At 62.5% G+C, this 16,620-nt stretch carries 11 protein-coding genes; 6 read left to right on the forward strand and 5 right to left on the reverse strand.

What is annotated here, in order from left to right; genetic code table 11:
- Window positions 1–2 precede the first annotated feature (2 nt).
- Together DNK06_RS06005 and DNK06_RS06010 are read left to right on the forward strand one after the other, a co-directional pair.
- Entirely contained in the window at window positions 3–1,082 is a 1,080-nt protein-coding gene (locus tag DNK06_RS06005; RefSeq protein ID WP_131179127.1) for an FUSC family protein, read from the forward strand.
- Between the two features lie 68 nt (window positions 1,083–1,150).
- Window positions 1,151–2,920, forward strand: coding sequence for a cache domain-containing protein (locus DNK06_RS06010; protein ID WP_131179128.1), 1,770 nt, complete (start codon window positions 1,151–1,153; stop codon window positions 2,918–2,920).
- A gap of 31 nt (window positions 2,921–2,951) precedes the next feature.
- Here DNK06_RS06010 and DNK06_RS06015 read toward each other — a convergent pair whose 3' ends face one another.
- Window positions 2,952–3,296 carry a YggL family protein gene (locus tag DNK06_RS06015; protein ID WP_131179129.1) on the reverse strand — a complete coding sequence of 115 codons (345 nt, stop codon included), beginning with the start codon at window positions 3,294–3,296 and terminating at the stop codon, window positions 2,952–2,954.
- 217 nt (window positions 3,297–3,513) lie between these two features.
- Between DNK06_RS06015 and dacB the strand changes: the two genes are divergently transcribed.
- Window positions 3,514–4,995, forward strand: a complete 1,482-nt coding sequence (gene dacB / locus DNK06_RS06020; protein ID WP_131179130.1) for a D-alanyl-D-alanine carboxypeptidase/D-alanyl-D-alanine endopeptidase — start codon at window positions 3,514–3,516, stop codon at window positions 4,993–4,995.
- Between the two features lie 120 nt (window positions 4,996–5,115).
- On the opposite strand, the gene rlmKL is transcribed toward dacB, so the two are convergent.
- On the reverse strand, window positions 5,116–7,362 hold the full coding sequence (gene rlmKL / locus DNK06_RS06025; RefSeq protein ID WP_131179131.1) for a bifunctional 23S rRNA (guanine(2069)-N(7))-methyltransferase RlmK/23S rRNA (guanine(2445)-N(2))-methyltransferase RlmL: 2,247 nt from the start codon (window positions 7,360–7,362) through the stop codon (window positions 5,116–5,118).
- Between the two features lie 422 nt (window positions 7,363–7,784).
- On the opposite strand from rlmKL, the gene rmf reads away from it, so the two are divergent.
- Window positions 7,785–8,000, forward strand: a complete 216-nt coding sequence (gene rmf / locus DNK06_RS06030) for a ribosome modulation factor (protein ID WP_073268316.1) — start codon at window positions 7,785–7,787, stop codon at window positions 7,998–8,000.
- A 94-nt stretch (window positions 8,001–8,094) separates the two neighbouring features.
- Here rmf and DNK06_RS06035 read toward each other — a convergent pair whose 3' ends face one another.
- Both DNK06_RS06035 and DNK06_RS06040 read right to left on the reverse strand, forming a co-directional pair.
- Window positions 8,095–9,117, reverse strand: a complete 1,023-nt coding sequence (locus DNK06_RS06035) for a quinone-dependent dihydroorotate dehydrogenase (protein ID WP_131179132.1) — start codon at window positions 9,115–9,117, stop codon at window positions 8,095–8,097.
- A 125-nt stretch (window positions 9,118–9,242) separates the two neighbouring features.
- Window positions 9,243–9,464 carry a DUF2835 domain-containing protein gene (locus tag DNK06_RS06040; RefSeq protein WP_131179133.1) on the reverse strand — a complete coding sequence of 74 codons (222 nt, stop codon included), beginning with the start codon at window positions 9,462–9,464 and terminating at the stop codon, window positions 9,243–9,245.
- A gap of 168 nt (window positions 9,465–9,632) precedes the next feature.
- Between DNK06_RS06040 and DNK06_RS06045 the strand changes: the two genes are divergently transcribed.
- Together DNK06_RS06045 and DNK06_RS06050 are read left to right on the forward strand one after the other, a co-directional pair.
- Window positions 9,633–10,496: a DUF6685 family protein gene (locus DNK06_RS06045; RefSeq protein WP_131179134.1), complete on the forward strand. Its 864-nt coding sequence runs from the start codon at window positions 9,633–9,635 to the stop codon at window positions 10,494–10,496.
- Between the two features lie 98 nt (window positions 10,497–10,594).
- The gene (locus tag DNK06_RS06050) at window positions 10,595–11,593 is read left to right on the forward strand and encodes an alpha/beta fold hydrolase (RefSeq protein ID WP_131179135.1); all 999 of its coding nucleotides are present in this window, start codon (window positions 10,595–10,597) and stop codon (window positions 11,591–11,593) included.
- A 134-nt stretch (window positions 11,594–11,727) separates the two neighbouring features.
- On the opposite strand, the gene DNK06_RS06055 is transcribed toward DNK06_RS06050, so the two are convergent.
- On the reverse strand, window positions 11,728–16,596 hold the full coding sequence (locus DNK06_RS06055) for an NAD-glutamate dehydrogenase (RefSeq protein ID WP_131179136.1): 4,869 nt from the start codon (window positions 16,594–16,596) through the stop codon (window positions 11,728–11,730).
- Window positions 16,597–16,620 lie beyond the last annotated feature (24 nt).

Below are 16,620 nucleotides of genomic sequence, written 5' to 3' on the forward strand. Positions count from 1 at the left end.
CCATGCGCCAGGTTTTCAGACAGCTGTTCAGTTGGCATGCCGGGCCACCTGCCTGGGGCCCGGCCGTAGTGGCGGGTCTGGGTTGTGCCCTGCCATTGCTGCTGGGGTTGTTCAGCGCGCATCCGGGCTTTCTCTGGGCCTCGGTCGGCGCCTTTCAGGCCGCCCAGGCCAATCCCCTGCACCGCTTCGGCATGTTGCGCATGCTGCTGCTCACCGGGCTGGGCGCCTGCAGCGCCGGCCTGGGCTTCTGGTCGGCGACGCACCCACTCATCAGCCTGTCGCTGTTCGCATGCTTCGGTCTGCTGCTGGCCTGGTTGCAGCGTTACGGCACCGAGGCAGGCAAGCTGGGTATCGGCCTCACCGTGTGCCTGTGTCTGGGACAAGGTCAATACGGCAGCAGCAACCTGAACAATCCCTACGCCATCGCCATGCTGTTCATTCTCGGCGGGCTGTGGGTGATGCTCCTGGCCTTCGGCCTGCGTGGCGTTCACGGCCTGCGCATGTGGCCGTACATGCCACGCCTGGTGAGCCTGCTCAAGGTACTGCGCCGCCATGCTCGTCGCCAGTCAAGCCAGCAATGGTGGCTGTACGCCCTGGGTTGCACCATGGCGGTATCGCTCGCCGGCCTGATCGTCAACCTGGCGCATCTGCAACGTGGTTACTGGCTGACGCTCGCGGTAGTCACCACGCTTCAGCTGGAGTTCAGAGGCAGCCTGGTGCGCGCCCTGCAAGCGAGCATGGCCAGCTTGAGCGCCGCCGGGCTGCTGATCCTGTTTGGCAACAGCCTGCAGAGCCCACCACTGATGGTGGCCATCATGCTGCCGCTGATTACCCTCAGCCGCGCGCTGCAGGCCAACAACTACGGCCTGTTCGTGCTGCAGACCACGGTGTGCTTCGTGCTGTTGGCAGAGAGCCTGGCCAGAGACTGGCATTTACCACAGGTACGCCTGTTCAACGTCACCCTCGGCATTTTGCTGACCCTGTTCATCGCCCTGCTGATGCACGGTCTACAACAATGGCTGGACAATCGCATGGCGGCAGAACGGCGACCACCCAGCAATAATGACAAAGTGCCTTCATAAGAGTCGACAGAGCCGTAAACGCTTGACTATGCTGGCCCGTGAATAGCGCAACCACGGAGCGACGCGCGATGCCCAGCAGCTTTCGCCGCGGAGAACGCAGGCTCCCCCTGCACGTTCATATCAGCGTGCTGTTCATGCTGATGCTGCTACTCGCCGGCGGTGCGCTGGGCATCTTCAACTATCGCCAGACCACGGCGATCATCTTCTCCAGCAGTGCCACCCTGTTCGAGCACATCCAGCAGGATGTGCAGCGGGACATCAGCGCCACCTACCAACCCATTCATCATCTGCTCGGTGTGCTGGCCTTCGCCGAAGGCACCCGCAGCGATGATCTGCAGGCGCGCCTGGCGTTGCTTGCGCCCTTCGCCCAGGCCCTGCGCGATAACCCCAAACTGGCCTCGCTGTTTCTCGGCTATCGAGACGGCGACTTCTTCATGGTGCGCGCCCTGCGCAACCGAACCATCCAGCGACAGTTTCAGGCACCGGAAGGCGCCGCCCTGCAGATCTGGTCGATCGAGCAGCAAGGCACCAGCCGGACAGGTGAATACCTGTTCTTCGACGACGCCCTGAATCTGCTGGAACAGCGCTCGCTAGGCAGCCAGGATTACGATCCGCGGATGCGCGAATGGTACAGCCGTGCCCGCGGCCAGAATGGCACCGTGGTCACCACGCCCTACGCGTTCTTTTCCTCCGGCGCGATCGGCACCACACTGGCCAACACAGCCGGCGAGCAAGCGGTGATAGCGGCAGACCTCACCCTGGAAGACCTCTCCGCCACGCTGATAAAGCACAAGATCACACCCAGCAGCGAGGTGGTGCTATTCGATGCCAGGGGATTGGCCGTGGCCTACCCCGACAGTCAACGCCTGCTCAGCCATGTGCCCGAACCCGGACTGAAACCGGTGACCGAACTGCTGCCGGAGCTGGCCGGCGCGCTGCACGAGCTGACACCCGGGCACAATCAACAGGGCATCGAAACACTGAACAAGCGCCGCTGGGTGGTCTCGCGCAGCCACGTCAGCGAAGGCGGGCCCGATGGCCTGTACCTGGCGCTGCTGGTGCCCGAAGACGAACTGCTCGCCGACGCCTATCGCATTCGCTGGCAAGGCGCACTGATCGCCCTGACCACCTTGCTGCTGTGCCTGCCCATCGGCTGGCTGGTGTCGCGCTGCATCACTCGCCCGCTCGCTGCACTGCAGGATCAGACCGAAGCGATGGCGCGGTTCGACTTCGTCGCGGCGGGCGGCGTACGTTCCTCGGTGCTGGAAGTGGATTGCCTGGCCCAGGCCATGGCACGGATGAATCGGGCCCTGACCCACTACCAGAACATCATCGCCGAGTTGGGGCACCAACCAAGCGTTCAGGCACTGCTGAAGTGGATAACGCGGCAAACCCTGCAGGTCGTTCAGGCCCAGGCCGGTCTCGTCTACCTGGTCGAAGACAACCGCCTGCGAGCGCATACGGTGGAGTTCGAAAGCATCGGCGGCACACTGCGCGCTAGCGACCTGCACGACCAGCCGCTGGATGGCAGCGACTCGACGGCATGGTTGCGCCAGGCGCTGGATCAAGGCACCGCGGTACTGTCATTGGGCTTCGACAAGGCCGGCGATTTTCAGCCGCTGCTCAACGCGCTCGGTACACCCCGGGTGAACCTGGTGGCCATTGCGCTGCGTGATCGGCAAGGCGAATTGCTCGGCATGTTCGTGTTGCTGCAGGGCGAAGAGCTGCTGGACGGCCATTCGGGCATCCGTAGCGAACAGTGCGTGGCATTCAGCGAGGCCGTGGCAGCGATTACCGCGCGGCATCTGGAGAGTCGTCAGGACAGAGCCCGAGAATGAAAAGGGCCTCGAACGAGGCCCTTACTTGGAATCAGGAAGCCGAGTTGATCTCGTTTTCCGGATACCAGACGTCGAGCAGCGGGCTGACGCTGACATCGACCAGCTCCGAACGGCCTTTGAGCCAGGCTTCGACCGCGGCGCGCTGCTCTTCGCTGACCGAGCCACGCTTGGACAGGCATACCAGACCGTAGTCGTCACCGCCGACATAGCCCAGACCATTGGCGGTCATGGCGTCGCTCAGGAATGCATCGAGGAAGGCGTCGACGGCTTCGTCGCTCAGATCTTCCTTGAAGTTCAGGTTCAGCTCGAAACCCAGCTCCTGGAATTCGTCCACACAGAGTTTCTTGCGCAGACGACGGGAACGATTGGTAGCCATGGGTAAAAATCCTTGCAGAGTGATAACGCGCGGCACTCTACCAGCTTAGCGGCCACGATGCCCGTCAGCCGACGAAAAATCGCCGGGAGTGATTTTTGACGTCGCTTGCGACGGCCCGCAGGGATGGCGGGGCACAAAAACCTGCAATCGCGGCCCTGGCGGCTCGGCCATCGGGCATAATGCGCAGCATTGTCCCAAACCACCCTGGGAGCTCGTAATGCGATTTTCCGTTGTACCCGCCGTACGGAGGCTGCGCATCCTCCGCCCTTTGGTTCTCGCCTGCCTCGTACTGCCCGCCGCCCTGCCCACTCATGCGGCAACCAGCGCCAATCTCCCCGAAAGCGTGGTCAAGAGTCTCAACGCCAACAAGATCGGCCAGCAGTCATTGTCGGTGGTCACCCTGCCGCTGACCGGCCCGGGCAATGGCACCTTATTCAATGCCGACGTCTCGGTGAATCCGGCTTCGACCATGAAGCTGCTGACCACTTTCGCCGCGCTGGAGCTGCTCGGCCCGACCTATCAGTGGAAAACCGAATTCTATACCGACGGCCAACTCAAGGACGGTGTGCTCAACGGCAATCTGTACCTCAAGGGCGGCGGCGACCCCAAGCTGAACATGGAGAAACTCTGGCTGCTGCTGCGTGACCTGCGAACCAACGGCGTACGCCAGGTGACCGGCGACCTGGTGCTCGATCGCAGCTATTTCGTGCAACCGGATCTGCCGGCCTTCGACGACGATGGCGGCGATGCCAACAAGCCTTATCTGGTCACGCCCGACTCGCTGCTGGTCAACCTCAAGGCCCTGCGCTTCATCGCCCGCGCCGAGAGCGGCAAGGTCACCGTTGCCGCCGAACCACCCCTGACCGGCCTGACCATGGACAACCAGGTCAAGGTACTCAAGGCCGGTAAATGCCCGGCCTGGCCGGACGTACGCTACAACCCCGTGAAAGAGTTCGACGGTACGCGGGTGATCGTCACCGGCCAGTTGATGGATGGCTGCAGTGCCCAGACCTATCTGTCGCTGCTCGACCATCCCGGTTATGCCGCAGGTGCCGTGCGCGCCATCTTCCAGGAGCTGGGCGGCAGCATCATGGGCAAGAACCGCCAGGCCGATGTGCCCAAGAGCGCAAGCCTGCTGGCGCGTGCCTTTTCGCCCGATCTGGTGGAAGTCATCCGCGACATCAACAAGTACAGCAACAACACCATGGCCCGGCAATTGTTCCTGAGCATCGGCGCGCAGAACCGCAACGAAGCGGATGTCGACGATGCGCACGCCGCGCAGCGGGTGATCCGCGCCTGGCTGGCACGCAAGGGCATTACCGCGCCGCAACTGGTGATGGAAAACGGCTCCGGGCTGTCCCGTGCGGAACGCCTGAGCGCTCGAGAAATGGGCCGCATCCTGGAAGCCGCCTGGAAGAGCCCCTACGCCGCCGAGTTCATCAGTTCCATGCCGATCGTCGCGCTGGACGGCACCATGCGCAAACGCCTGCGCAACACACCGATGGCCGGCCAGGCGCACATCAAGACCGGCACCCTGAACAACGTGCGCGCCATCGCCGGCTTCAGCCGCGACAGCAATGGCAACAGCTGGGCCGTGGTGGCGATCCTCAACGACCCGAAACCCTGGGGCGCCTCGGCGATCCTCGATCAGGTGCTGCTCGACCTATACAAGCAGCCCAGGATCGCGGCCAAGCCCTGAACCTGGCTGTAGAGCTGGTCAAAGGCGGTAGTGGACAGTTGATTTGCTGGGCTGAAGCCCAGCCTACGTCCGCTACCGCTTTAATGCCGCAGATGGGTGACGCGACGGCTCGGCTGCCGGTTACTTGGCCATCAACTTCCACGCGCGGTGGATCTTGGCGTTACGGGCGAAGTCCGGATCGAGGGTCGTAGCGGTGACCTCTTCCACCTGGTAACGCGACGGCAACTGCTCGTCGAGCAGGAACTTGCGGAAGTTGTTGGAGAAGTACAACACGCCACCCGGCGCCAGACGCGCCATGGCCAGATCCAGCAGTTGCACATGGTCACGCTGGACGTCGAACACACCTTCCATGCGCTTGGAGTTCGAGAAGGTCGGCGGGTCGATGAAGATCAGCTCGTACTCGCCACGATCATCAGCCAGCCAGCTCATCACATCGCCCTGCTCCAGGCGGTTCTTGTCGGAAAACCCGTTGAGCGACAGGTTGCGCCGCGCCCAGTCTAGATAGGTCTTCGACAGGTCGACGCTGGTGGTGCTGCGCGCACCGCCCTTGGCTGCATGCACACTGGCCGTGGCGGTGTAGCAGAACAGGTTGAGGAAACGCTTGCCCGCCGCTTCCTTCTGAATGCGCAGGCGCAACGGACGATGGTCGAGAAACAGCCCGGTATCCAGATAGTCGGTCAGGTTGACCAGCAGCTTGATGCCGCCCTCCTTCACTTCCATGAACTGACCTTGCGCGGCCTGCCGTTCATATTGCTTGGTGCCGCTCTGCCGCTCGCGGCGCTTGATCACCACCTTGCTCTTGTCGATGCCCAGCGCCTGGGGAATGGCTGCCAACGCATCGAACAGGCGAGCCTGGGCCTTTTCCGGGTCGATCGAACGCGGCGCAGCATATTCCTGCACGTGCACCCAATCGTGATACAGATCGACGGCCAGGGCGTACTCGGGCATATCGGCATCGTACAGGCGATAGCAGTCAATGCCTTCGCGGCGCGCCCACTTGCCCAGCAGCTTGAGGTTCTTCTGCAGACGGTTGGCGAACATCTGCCCGCCTTCACTCAAGCGTGCCTGCTCGACTGGAGCCGCTGCCGGCTTGATCGGATTGCCGTTGCGGTTGAGCTTCGGCTCTTCGGCCTGCAGTTCGTTCTGCTCGCGCTCCCGCTCACGCTGTTCGGGCGTGCGACGTTCGCCGGTGACGAACTGCTCGGGTTGCACCTTGATCAACAGCAGCTTGCACGGCAAGGCGCCGTTCCAGAACGCGTACTGTTTGTGGCTGCGGATGCCCATGCGCTTGCCCAGGTCGGGCGCCCCGGTGAATACCGCGGCTTCCCAGCCCATGCAGGCCTGACGCAGGCGTTCGCCAAGGTTCTGGTAGAGGTACAACAGGCTCGCCTCATCGCCCAGGCGCTCGCCGTAGGGCGGGTTGCTGATCACCAGACCTTTCTGGTTCTGGTCAGGCCGCGGCTCGAAGGTCGCCACTTCGCCCTGGTAGACCTTGATCCAGTCGCTCAGCCCGGCCCGATCGATGTTGTTGCGGGCAGGCTGGATCAGCCGCGGGTCGGCTTCGTAACCGCGGATCCACAGCGGCGGTTTGGCCAGACCGGCAGCAGCACGCTCCTCGGCCTCGGCGCGCAAACGGTTCCAGGTGGCCGGCACATGCCCGAGCCAGTTGCTGAAGCCCCACTGCTCGCGAGTCAGGTTCGGCGCGATGTCGGCAGCGATCATCGCCGCCTCCACCAGGAAGGTACCCACACCGCACATGGGATCAGCCAGCGCGCCACCTTCAGCGGCGATGCGTGGCCAACCGGCGCGGATCAGCACCGCGGCGGCCAGGTTCTCCTTCAGTGGAGCGGCGCCCTGCTGTAGACGATAACCGCGTTGATGCAGGCTGTGGCCGGACAGATCCAGCGACAGTATCGCCTCACCGCGATCCAGGCGCAGATGCACGCGCATATCCGGATTGAGCTTGTCCACCGATGGGCGGGTGCCGTCGGCCTGGCGCAGCTTGTCGACGATGGCGTCCTTGACCTTCAGCGCACCGAAATGGGTGTTGTCGATGCCCGAACCATTACCACTGAACTCCACGGCCAGGCTGCCGCTCGGCTGCAGATGCTCGAACCAGTCGACGTCGAGTACGCCCTGATACAGGGTCTCCGCATCACGCACCGGAAAACGCGCCAGCACCAGCAGCACCCGGTTGGCCAGACGCGACCACAGGCACAGGCGATAAGCCGTCTCCATGCTGGCCACACCGCGGATTGCCGAGGTGTGCTCACGGGCCTGTTCCAGGCCCAACGCTTTGGCTTCCTCGAGTAGCAGGCCTTCGAGCCCCTTGGGGCAAGTGAGGAAGAGTTCGTTATCGTCCGACATCAGAGATCCAGTGCCAAAAGGCAGTAATGGGTTGGCCGCAACAGAAGGCACAACCAAAATAAGTGACAAAAAGTCGCAAAGCGACCCTTCGTCGGAATAAATAGCGGGTGTAATCGATAGCCATTCACATGGCAAAACACCAGCAAGCGACGCGCAAAGCCCCTGTTAGCGCGACTTCTGCCCAAGCTCGATAAAAAATCACACCGAGCTTATGGCCTCACCCGCAAAAGCGTTACGTCCTTATGACAAATCGATCATTCACACAGGTTCATGCATTCGATAGAAATCTACCCAGGCTTTCGTCGCAACGACGATGGCACAGGAGGCTCGCGACGCCGGCAGCGGACTCCGCGGCAGAACCTTCTGCCTGACCTCCCAGAGGTCTACGGGACATAACAGTCAACAAGTGAGGGCAACACCCTATGAGAAGACTTAAGCGTGATCCGTTAGAAAAAGCTTTTTTGCGCGGCTATCAGTACGGTATTAGTGGCAAATCCCGCGAGCTGTGTCCTTTCACCCTTCCGTCCGTGCGTCAGGCCTGGCTCAATGGCTGGCGTGAAGGCCGCGGTGACAACTGGGACGGTTTGACCGGCACCGCCGGTATCCATCGACTCAACGAACTTCGAGCTGTCGGCTAAATCAGGGACCTACCGACTTCACCAAGCACGCTCCATCCGAGCGGCGGGCGCAAGCCCAGGGGCTCCCTAAGGGAGCCCTTTTTATTTCCCCTTCTCAGCGCCGCGCCGCGGCAATCGCATCCACTGCCTCGCGAATCAGCGCCGGCCCCTTGTAGATGAAACCGGAATAGATCTGCACCAGGCTCGCACCCGCGGCAATCTTGTCCGCGGCATGGCGCCCTTCGGTAATACCGCCAGCGGCGATGATCGGCAGACGCCCGCCCAGCTCGCCAGCCAGCACACTGACCGTATGGGTGCTCTTGTCACGCACCGGCGCACCCGACAGACCACCGGCCTCGTTGGCGAACGCCAGGTTCTCGACCCCCTCACGGCTCAGGGTGGTATTGGTGGCGATGACCGCATCCATACCGCTTTCCAGCAGCGCAGCCGCGACCTGAACGGTTTCCTCGTCGGTCATGTCCGGCGCGATCTTGATCGCCAGGGGCACTCGGCGGCCATGGCTCAGGGTCAACGCGCTCTGACGCTCGTGCAGAGCATCGAGCAACTGTTTGAGCGAATCGCCGAACTGCAGGCTGCGCAGCCCCGGCGTATTCGGCGAACTGACGTTGACCGTGACGTAGCTGGCGTGGGCGTAGACCTTGTCCAGGCAGATCAGGTAATCGTCTACCGCCCGCTCGACCGGCGTATCGAAGTTCTTGCCGATGTTGATGCCCAGCACACCGCGAAACCTGGCGGCCTGCACCCGAGCCAGCAGATGATCGACGCCATGGTTGTTGAACCCCATGCGATTGATGATCGCCTCGGCTTCGGGCAGACGGAACAGACGTGGCTTGGGGTTGCCTGGCTGCGGACGCGGCGTGACCGTGCCGATCTCGACGAAACCGAAACCCAGCCCTGCGAAACCGTCGATGGCATCGCCGTTCTTGTCGAGGCCTGCGGCCAGACCAACCGGGTTGGGGAATTGCAGGCCCATCACCGTCACCGGCAGACTGTTCGGCGCCTTGCTCAGATACCCGGCAAGGCCCAGCCGGCCGGCCGCGCCGATCAGGTCGATGGACAACTCGTGGGAGGTTTCCGGGGACAGTTTGAACAACAGCTCGCGGGCCAGGTTGTACATGGGCAGACTCAGCTCGTCAGTGGCGAAATCGAAAGGCGCGAATTATAGCCGCCCAGACGTCCGCCTAGCGAGGCCCAGGGTCTGTTGACGTTTCAGAACAAGCCGCGTTGCCGCGTCAACAGACCCTAAGGCAGGCGACGCAGGGAGAGCAACTCACCTTCGCCGTTGAATTGCAGCTCGAAGGAACCATAGATACCTTCATGAGTCAGAAACGGCCGAAAATGATGGGCCGGAATGCTTACCCGCCGGCCATCGCGACTGAGTGCCTGAATGCGATTGGCCCGCCCCGAATAGACCACCCGCAGGCGCTCTGCCGATAACGCGATATCCAGAACCAGGCTGGCCATGGAGGCTCCCTTGCAAATGAATGAACGGATTCTGCCACAGTGCCACCAGACAGGCGCACTGCCGCTTGGCATTGCAGCACCAGGCGCGACGCTCCCTCGATACGATCCGTGCAAGACGCTGTCAGCTCTGCCACACTGCAGCGGGCATACCGACGTCCGCGAGTTACCATGAGCCTGCCTGAACAGCCCAGCCCACTTACCTCACGCTTGACCGCCCTGGCCCAGCGCGTGGGTCTGCTTGGCCGTGGCTGCAAACCGATCTTCGAACGCGCCAGCCAATTGCGCCTGCCCTTCGCCGCCATCCCGACTTTCGCCGACAACCTTTGCTGGCTCGACGGCCCGCCGCTGCAACGCCTCAAGGATCTGCCCCGTAGCGCCCTGTCCGGCCCGGTACAGGAAGACAAGGCCGAGGCTCACGCGGCGCTGACCGGCCTGATCGAGGTCGAGCACCGGCAAGTGGAAAAGCTCGACCTGCGCGAGGTCGACAGCCTGGTTCATTGCGATGACCGCCACGCCAGCTTCGAGGATTACGCCACCAGTGAAGCCTGCCGGCAGATCCGCATCATCAGCTACAGAGACTTCGTGAAAGTCCTGAGCCAGGCGTTGCCCGATTTCCCTGACCAGCGCCTCGAGCTTTACCAGGCGCAGTGGCGTGGCGAGCGCCTGTTCTGGGCTGGAGAGCAGCATCCTGAAGCATTCGCCAGCGCCGTGGCTTATGCACGACTGCGCGGGCTGGAAATCAGCCTATCGGCGGACATTACCCACTACCGCGTCAGTGCAAACGGCCTGCGCGAGCTGGAGCAGCACTACCACGCCCTGGCCATGCCCTGCGCGGCCTGGAGCGACGCCGGCTTCATGCAGTTGCTGATGGATCACGATATTCCCTACGCCCGCTTGAGCTTGCTGCGCACGCCGGACTCTCCCGAGTTTCTGCTGCTGCCCAAGCATTCGCCGCAAGCCTCAGCCCTGGGGGAAGGGTTGTGCCAGGCCGGCGCCCCGGACATGCTGCGTTATATCCGCGAATTAGACTGAAAAGCGCCAACCAGACAGCTTTTGTAAAGACTTGCCAGCAATGTCACCGCCGCATTGCTGTCAGTCTTTATCCCCCCCTATCGTCTGGAGCGTCCCCTGTGCGCATAGCCCTCGCCACGTTACTGATCGCTGGCAGCCTGCCAGCCCTGGCTGCCGAAACGCCCAGCTACGGCCCGGAACTGCAAGGCTTCGATTACCCATACGAGATCAAGCGCTTCACCTTCGACTCCCAAGGCAGCTCGCTGCAGATGGCCTACATGGACGTGCAGCCGAAAAAAGCCAACGGCCGAACCATGCTGCTGATGCACGGCAAGAATTTCTGCGGCGCGACCTGGGAAGGCAGCATCGCGGCATTGAGCGAAGCCGGTTACCGCGTCGTGGTGCCTGATCAGGTCGGTTTCTGCAAATCCAGCAAACCCGATCATTACCAGTACAGCTTCCAGCAATTGGCGGGCAACACCCATACGCTACTGGAGCAACTGGGTATCGAACGCGTGACGGTCATGGGCCACTCCATGGGCGGCATGCTCGCCACGCGTTATGCCCTGCTCTACCCCGAACAGGTCGAGCAGTTGGCGATGGTCAACCCGATCGGCCTGGAAGACTGGAAGACCCTCGGCGTACCCTACCTGAGCGTGGATCAGTGGTACCAGCGCGAGCTGAAGACCACCGCCGAAGCCAGCCGCAACTACCAGAAGAACACCTATTACGCCGGCCAGTGGCGCCCCGAGTTCGACCGCTGGGTGGATATGCAGGCAGGCATGTTCAAAGGCGACGGCAAGGAAATCGTCGCCTGGAATTCGGCCCTGACCTACGACATGGTCTACACCCAGCCGGTGGTCTATGAATTCGCCAACCTGAAGATGCCCGTGCTGTTGCTGATCGGCGAGAAGGACAATACCGCCATCGGCAAGGACGCAGCCCCCGAAGCGATGCGCAGCAAGCTGGGCGACTACAAGGCGCTGGGCCCGGCGACAGCGAAACGTATCCCCTACGCGACACTGGTGACCTTCCCGGATCTTGGCCACTCGCCACAGATTCAGGAACCCGAGCGCTTCCACAAGGCGCTGCTCGAAGGCCTGCGGTTGAAGCCATGAAATGTCGCTGATTGTGGCTCTCCCCGACCAGAGCAGGAGCCCCGACCTCGGGGCGATGCGATCTTAGGAATCGGAGATAAAAAAACGCCCCGAACCAGTCGGGGCGTTTTCCTTTCTCACGGCAACCTAGCCGATCAAACCGGCAATACCGGTAGCTGGCTCTGCGCCATATCGCTCAGCTCGCGATTGGCCACGGCGTACATGGCGTAATCGCTACCCGTAGCCGCACGCAGCTCGGCGAGCATGGCTTTCCAGCGCTCGACCAGACGGCGGTTCTGTTCCAGCCACGCCTCGACCCGTTCCTCGATCGACTCCGGCCCGCCTGCCAGTTGCAGCACGGATACCGTGATCGCCCGTTGCTGGGCATCCAGGTCATCGCGGAATGCCTCGCGGGCCAGGGCCTGCCAGTTGCTTTCCACGCTCAGGCTGCTGATCTGCTGCAGGTACCACGACAGATCCAGGGCATCGGCCACGGCGAAGTATGCCGAGGCCACCTCGGTCGGCTCGCGGCCGGTGAGATCCGCCGATTCGATGATCGGCAGCAGCGTGTACAGGTGGCCGGTTCCCGCGACCACCCGGGACAGCAGCTCCGGCACACCGGCTTCGACGTAGGTCTGGTAGCGGGCCATCCACTGATCGCGAGCCGGTCCTTCGAGCAACTCGTCCAGGCGCATGGCCAGGGCCTTGACCCGTGGGCCGAGGTGGGCGACGTCGCGGGCAGCGTCCAGGTCATTGCGGCGGCTGCGCAGGTACCAGCGGGTGGCACGACGACCGAGGCGCATCAGCTCGTCCATCATGGTCAGTTGCAGATCGGCAGGCACCTGGTTGTCCAGGGCCTCGATCTGCCGCCACCAGAACGGCAGATGGAACACGTCACGCACCACCACGTAGGCAGCGGCCACCTGGGCCGAACCCACCCCGGTGGACTCCTTGAGGCGCTGCACGAAAGTGATGCCCATGTGGTTGACCAGATCGTTGGCGATCTGCGTGCTGACGATCTCGCGCTTGAGGCGGTGACGACGCATGGCCTCGCCGTACTGCTGAGCCAGCCGTGGCGGGAAGGCGGTTTCCATCTCGCGGGCCAGGTAATCGTCATCCGCGATACCGGACTTGATCAGCGACTCCTGCAGCTCGATCTTGCTGTAGGAAATCAGCACCGAGAGCTCCGGGCGGGTCAGGCCCTGGCCCTTGATGGCGCGCTCATTGAGCTCCTCTTCGGTGGGCAGGAACTCCAGTGCGCGGTCGAGCTTGCCGGAGGCCTCCATTGCCGCCATCAGACGCTTGTATTCACCCTGACGTTCGCGCGCACGGCGCTCGGCCAGCGACAGTGCCTGGGTCTGCTTGTAGTTGTTGCCCAGCACCAGATTGCCCACGTCTTCGGTCATCTCGGCGAGCAGCGTGTTGCGCTGCTTGCCGGTCATGTCGCCGGCGGTGACGATCTCGTTGAGCAGGATCTTGATGTTCACCTCGTGGTCGGAGCAGTCCACCCCAGCGGCGTTGTCGATGAAGTCGGTGTTGCTGGCACCGCCATTGAGGCCGAACTCGACACGACCCAGTTGCGTCATGCCCAGGTTGCCGCCCTCGCCCACCACCTTGGCACGCAGCTCGCGGCCGTCGACACGCAGCAGGTCGTTGGCCTTGTCGCCGACGTCGGCATGGCTCTCGCGACTCGACTTGACGTAGGTACCGATGCCGCCGTTCCAGATCAGATCCACCGGCGCCTTTAGCAGCGCGTTGAGCAGCTCGGTGGGCGCCAGCTTGTCGGCCTGGATATCGAAGCGGGCCTTCATTTCCGGGCTGATGGCGATGCTCTTGGCGCTACGCAGGAAGATGCCGCCGCCCTGGGAAATCAGCGAGGTGTCGTAATCGGCCCAGCTCGAACGTGGCAGGTCGAACAGACGCTTGCGCTCAACGAAACTGCGCGCCGCATCCGGGTTGGGGTCGATGAAGATATGCAGGTGGTTGAACGCGGCGACCATCTGCAGCGATTCGGACAGCAGCAGGCCATTGCCGAATACGTCGCCGGCCATGTCGCCGATACCGATCACTGTAGTCAGGTCTTTCTGCACGTCCATGCCGCGCTCGCGAAAATGCCGCTGCACGGAAACCCAGGCGCCCTTGGCGGTGATGCCCATGCCCTTGTGGTCGTAACCGGCCGAACCGCCGGAGGCGAATGCATCGCCCAGCCAGAAGCCGTATTCGCCGGCAATGCCGTTGGCGATGTCGGAGAAGGTCGCAGTGCCCTTGTCGGCAGCGACGACCAGATAGGGGTCATCGGCATCGTGGCGTACCACGTTGGCCGGTGGCGCCACCTCGCCTTCTTTCAGGTTGTCGGTGATGTCGAGCAGCCCGCTGATGAAGATGCGGTAGCAGGCGATGGCCTCGGCCTGGATCTCGTCGCGACCGCCACCCACCGGCAGACGACGCGGCACGAAACCGCCCTTGGCACCGACCGGCACGATCACCGCGTTCTTGACCTGCTGCGCCTTGACCAGGCCAAGCACTTCGGTGCGGAAATCCTCCTCACGGTCGGACCAGCGCAGACCACCGCGTGCGACGGTGCCGAAGCGCAGATGTACGCCCTCGACCCGCGGCGAGTAGACGAAGATCTCGAACTTCGGCACTGGTCGTGGCAGCTCGGGAATCGCGCTCGGATTGAACTTGAAACTGAAGTAGTGCTTCGCCTCGCCCTGGGCGTCCGGCTGATAGAAGTTGGTACGCAGAGTCGCCTTGATCAGATCCAGGTAGCGACGCAGGATGCGGTCTTCGTTGAGCACCGCGACGTTGTCCAACGCCCCGAGGATGGCCTGTTCCAACTTGTTCTGCTTGTCGTGCAGATCATCGTCGCTGAGTTTGCGGGCGAGATAGAAGCGCGTCTTGAACAGACGCACCAGCTCGCGAGCGATATCGGCGTGGTTGAGCAGCGTGTTGGCGATATAGCCAAGGTCGAAGCCCAGGCGAATCTGCTTCAGGTAACGGGCATAGGCACGCAGTAGCGCGACATCGCGCCACGGCAGACCGGCCGTCAGCACCAGTCGGTTGAAGGCATCGTTCTCGGCGTCGCCACGTACGATGTGCACGAAGGCATCCTGCAGCGTGTCGTTTAGCTGCTGGATATCGAGCTTGAGACCTTCGCCGTAAGTGAAGGCGAAATCGTGAATCCAGAACTCGCGACCGCTCTGGTGCTGTAGACGATAGGGGAATTCGCCGAGTACACGCAGGCCGAGGTTTTCCAGGATCGGCAGCACGTCGGACAGCGCCAGCGGCGTATCGGCGTGATACAGCTTGCAGTGCAGTTGACGCTCACCCGGTACCAGCGGCTGGTAGAAGCTCATGACCAGCGGGCGCTCCTCGGAGAGGCTGCGCAGGTGCTGCATGTCGACAACGGCCGAGTGCGCCGGGAAGCGCTCGCGGTAACCGGCCGGGAAATGCTTGGGGAAGTCGGTGAGCACGCGAGTGCCTTTGGCCTCGCCGAAACTCTCCACCATCAGGGCAGCGTAATCGTCCGTCCAGGAGCGGCAGGCCTGGATGGCTTCGCGCTCGAGTTGCTGCGGATCGATATCCAGCTTGGTCTTTGGATCGACGCGCAGGATGAACTGCACACGGGCCAGCACCGACTCGGAGAAGTAGGTCCAGAACTCGCAATCGCTGGCTTGCAGACGATCGACCAGCACTTGCTGAATGCGCAGGCGAGTCTCGGTGGAATAGATGTCGCGCGGTACGTACGCCAGGGCGTAGACGAAACGGCCGTAGGGGTCGAAACGCAGGAACAGGCGCACCTTGTTGCGCTCCTGAATCTGCACGATCGACAGCGCCGTGCTGGCCAGCTCGTCTACCGGGGTCTGGAACAGATCGTCGCGCGGCAGCACCTCGAGAACCTTGACCAGCTCCTTGCTCAGGTGGCCCTGGGAAATGAAGCCGGAGCGTTTCTCCACCTCGGCGACCTTGCGCCGGATGTAGGGAATTTCGCGCACGCTTTCGCTGTAGGCAGTGGACGTATAGATGCCGAGGAAACGGTACTCCTTGACCACCTTGCCTTCGCCGTCGATTTCACGGATGGAGACGAAATCCGGGTAGGCCGGGCGGTGCACGCGGCTTGGTTGCGCCGCCTTGGCGAACGACAGCAGGCTCGGCTCACGCAGGTAGGCCAGCGCGTAGGGCTCGATGTGCAGATCGTCCTTGCTCAGGCCGCTGCGCAGGCGTTTGGAAAGGCCCAGCAGCGAGCTTTCGTCGTACTGCAGATAACCGCCGGTGGCATCGTCGTGAACCGTGAACTCCTCGTAACCGAGGAAGGTGAAGTGGTCGTCCTGCAGCCAGTCGAGAAACACCTTGATCTCGTCCAGCTCGGCGGCTTCGGTCTGACCGCGGCCAAGGGTGCCCTCTCCCAGTTTGCTCAGCAGTTCCTGGGCCTTGGCCTTCATCGGCTGGAAATCGGCAACGCTCAGGCGGACTTCTTCCAGTACTTCGAGCAGGGTCTTCTGCAGCGACTTGATCTCGGCGTTGCTGGCACAACGGTTGATTTCCAGGAACATCAACGATTCCCGGCTGACATCTTCGCCGGTACTGCCCTTGGGCAGCAGATCGATCAATGCGCCCTGGGGATCGCGGCGCACGCTGAGCACGCTGTTCTGCAGGGTATGGATGCTGTAACCGCGGCGCTTGAGCTCGATGCGTACGGAATCGACGAGAAACGGAATGTCCGGGTGCAGCACTTCGATGCCGGTGTGAGTGCTTTGCCAGCCATGCTTTTCGTAATCGGGGTTGAACACACGAACCTGGGGCTGGGCGGGATCGAAACTGGCCAGCAGGCGCCAGGCAGAAAGGGTGCAACCGACCAGATCGGAAAGACGCCGCTGGGTCAGTTCCTCGAGGGCGATGATGCCAAAGAACTGTTCAGCGAACAGGGCCACTCGTGGCAGATCCTGCTCACTGACATGCTGCGCCAGGGCCGCTTGCAGTTGATGCTGAAAGTCGGCTTTGCTGGCCGCGGTGAAGAACGCCATGTTTATGCTCCGTCTATGGGCTTG

Source organism: Phytopseudomonas daroniae, assembly GCF_004327285.1.
GTDB classification, from domain to species: domain Bacteria; phylum Pseudomonadota; class Gammaproteobacteria; order Pseudomonadales; family Pseudomonadaceae; genus Aquipseudomonas; species Aquipseudomonas daroniae.

Excerpts from the sequence above, each read along its gene's own strand:
- rlmKL (WP_131179131.1), bottom strand. The coding sequence starts at position 7,362 with ATGTCGGACGATAACGAACTCTTCCTCACTTGCCCCAAGGGGCTCGAA.
- rmf (WP_073268316.1), top strand. The coding sequence starts at position 7,785 with ATGAGAAGACTTAAGCGTGATCCGTTAGAAAAAGCTTTTTTGCGCGGC.
- DNK06_RS06015 (WP_131179129.1), bottom strand. The coding sequence starts at position 3,296 with ATGGCTACCAATCGTTCCCGTCGTCTGCGCAAGAAACTCTGTGTGGAC.
- DNK06_RS06010 (WP_131179128.1), top strand. The coding sequence starts at position 1,151 with ATGCCCAGCAGCTTTCGCCGCGGAGAACGCAGGCTCCCCCTGCACGTT.
- DNK06_RS06055 (WP_131179136.1), bottom strand. The coding sequence starts at position 16,596 with ATGGCGTTCTTCACCGCGGCCAGCAAAGCCGACTTTCAGCATCAACTG.
- DNK06_RS06040 (WP_131179133.1), bottom strand. The coding sequence starts at position 9,464 with ATGGCCAGCCTGGTTCTGGATATCGCGTTATCGGCAGAGCGCCTGCGG.
- dacB (WP_131179130.1), top strand. The coding sequence starts at position 3,514 with ATGCGATTTTCCGTTGTACCCGCCGTACGGAGGCTGCGCATCCTCCGC.
- DNK06_RS06005 (WP_131179127.1), top strand. The coding sequence starts at position 3 with ATGCGCCAGGTTTTCAGACAGCTGTTCAGTTGGCATGCCGGGCCACCT.
- DNK06_RS06035 (WP_131179132.1), bottom strand. The coding sequence starts at position 9,117 with ATGTACAACCTGGCCCGCGAGCTGTTGTTCAAACTGTCCCCGGAAACC.
- DNK06_RS06045 (WP_131179134.1), top strand. The coding sequence starts at position 9,633 with ATGAGCCTGCCTGAACAGCCCAGCCCACTTACCTCACGCTTGACCGCC.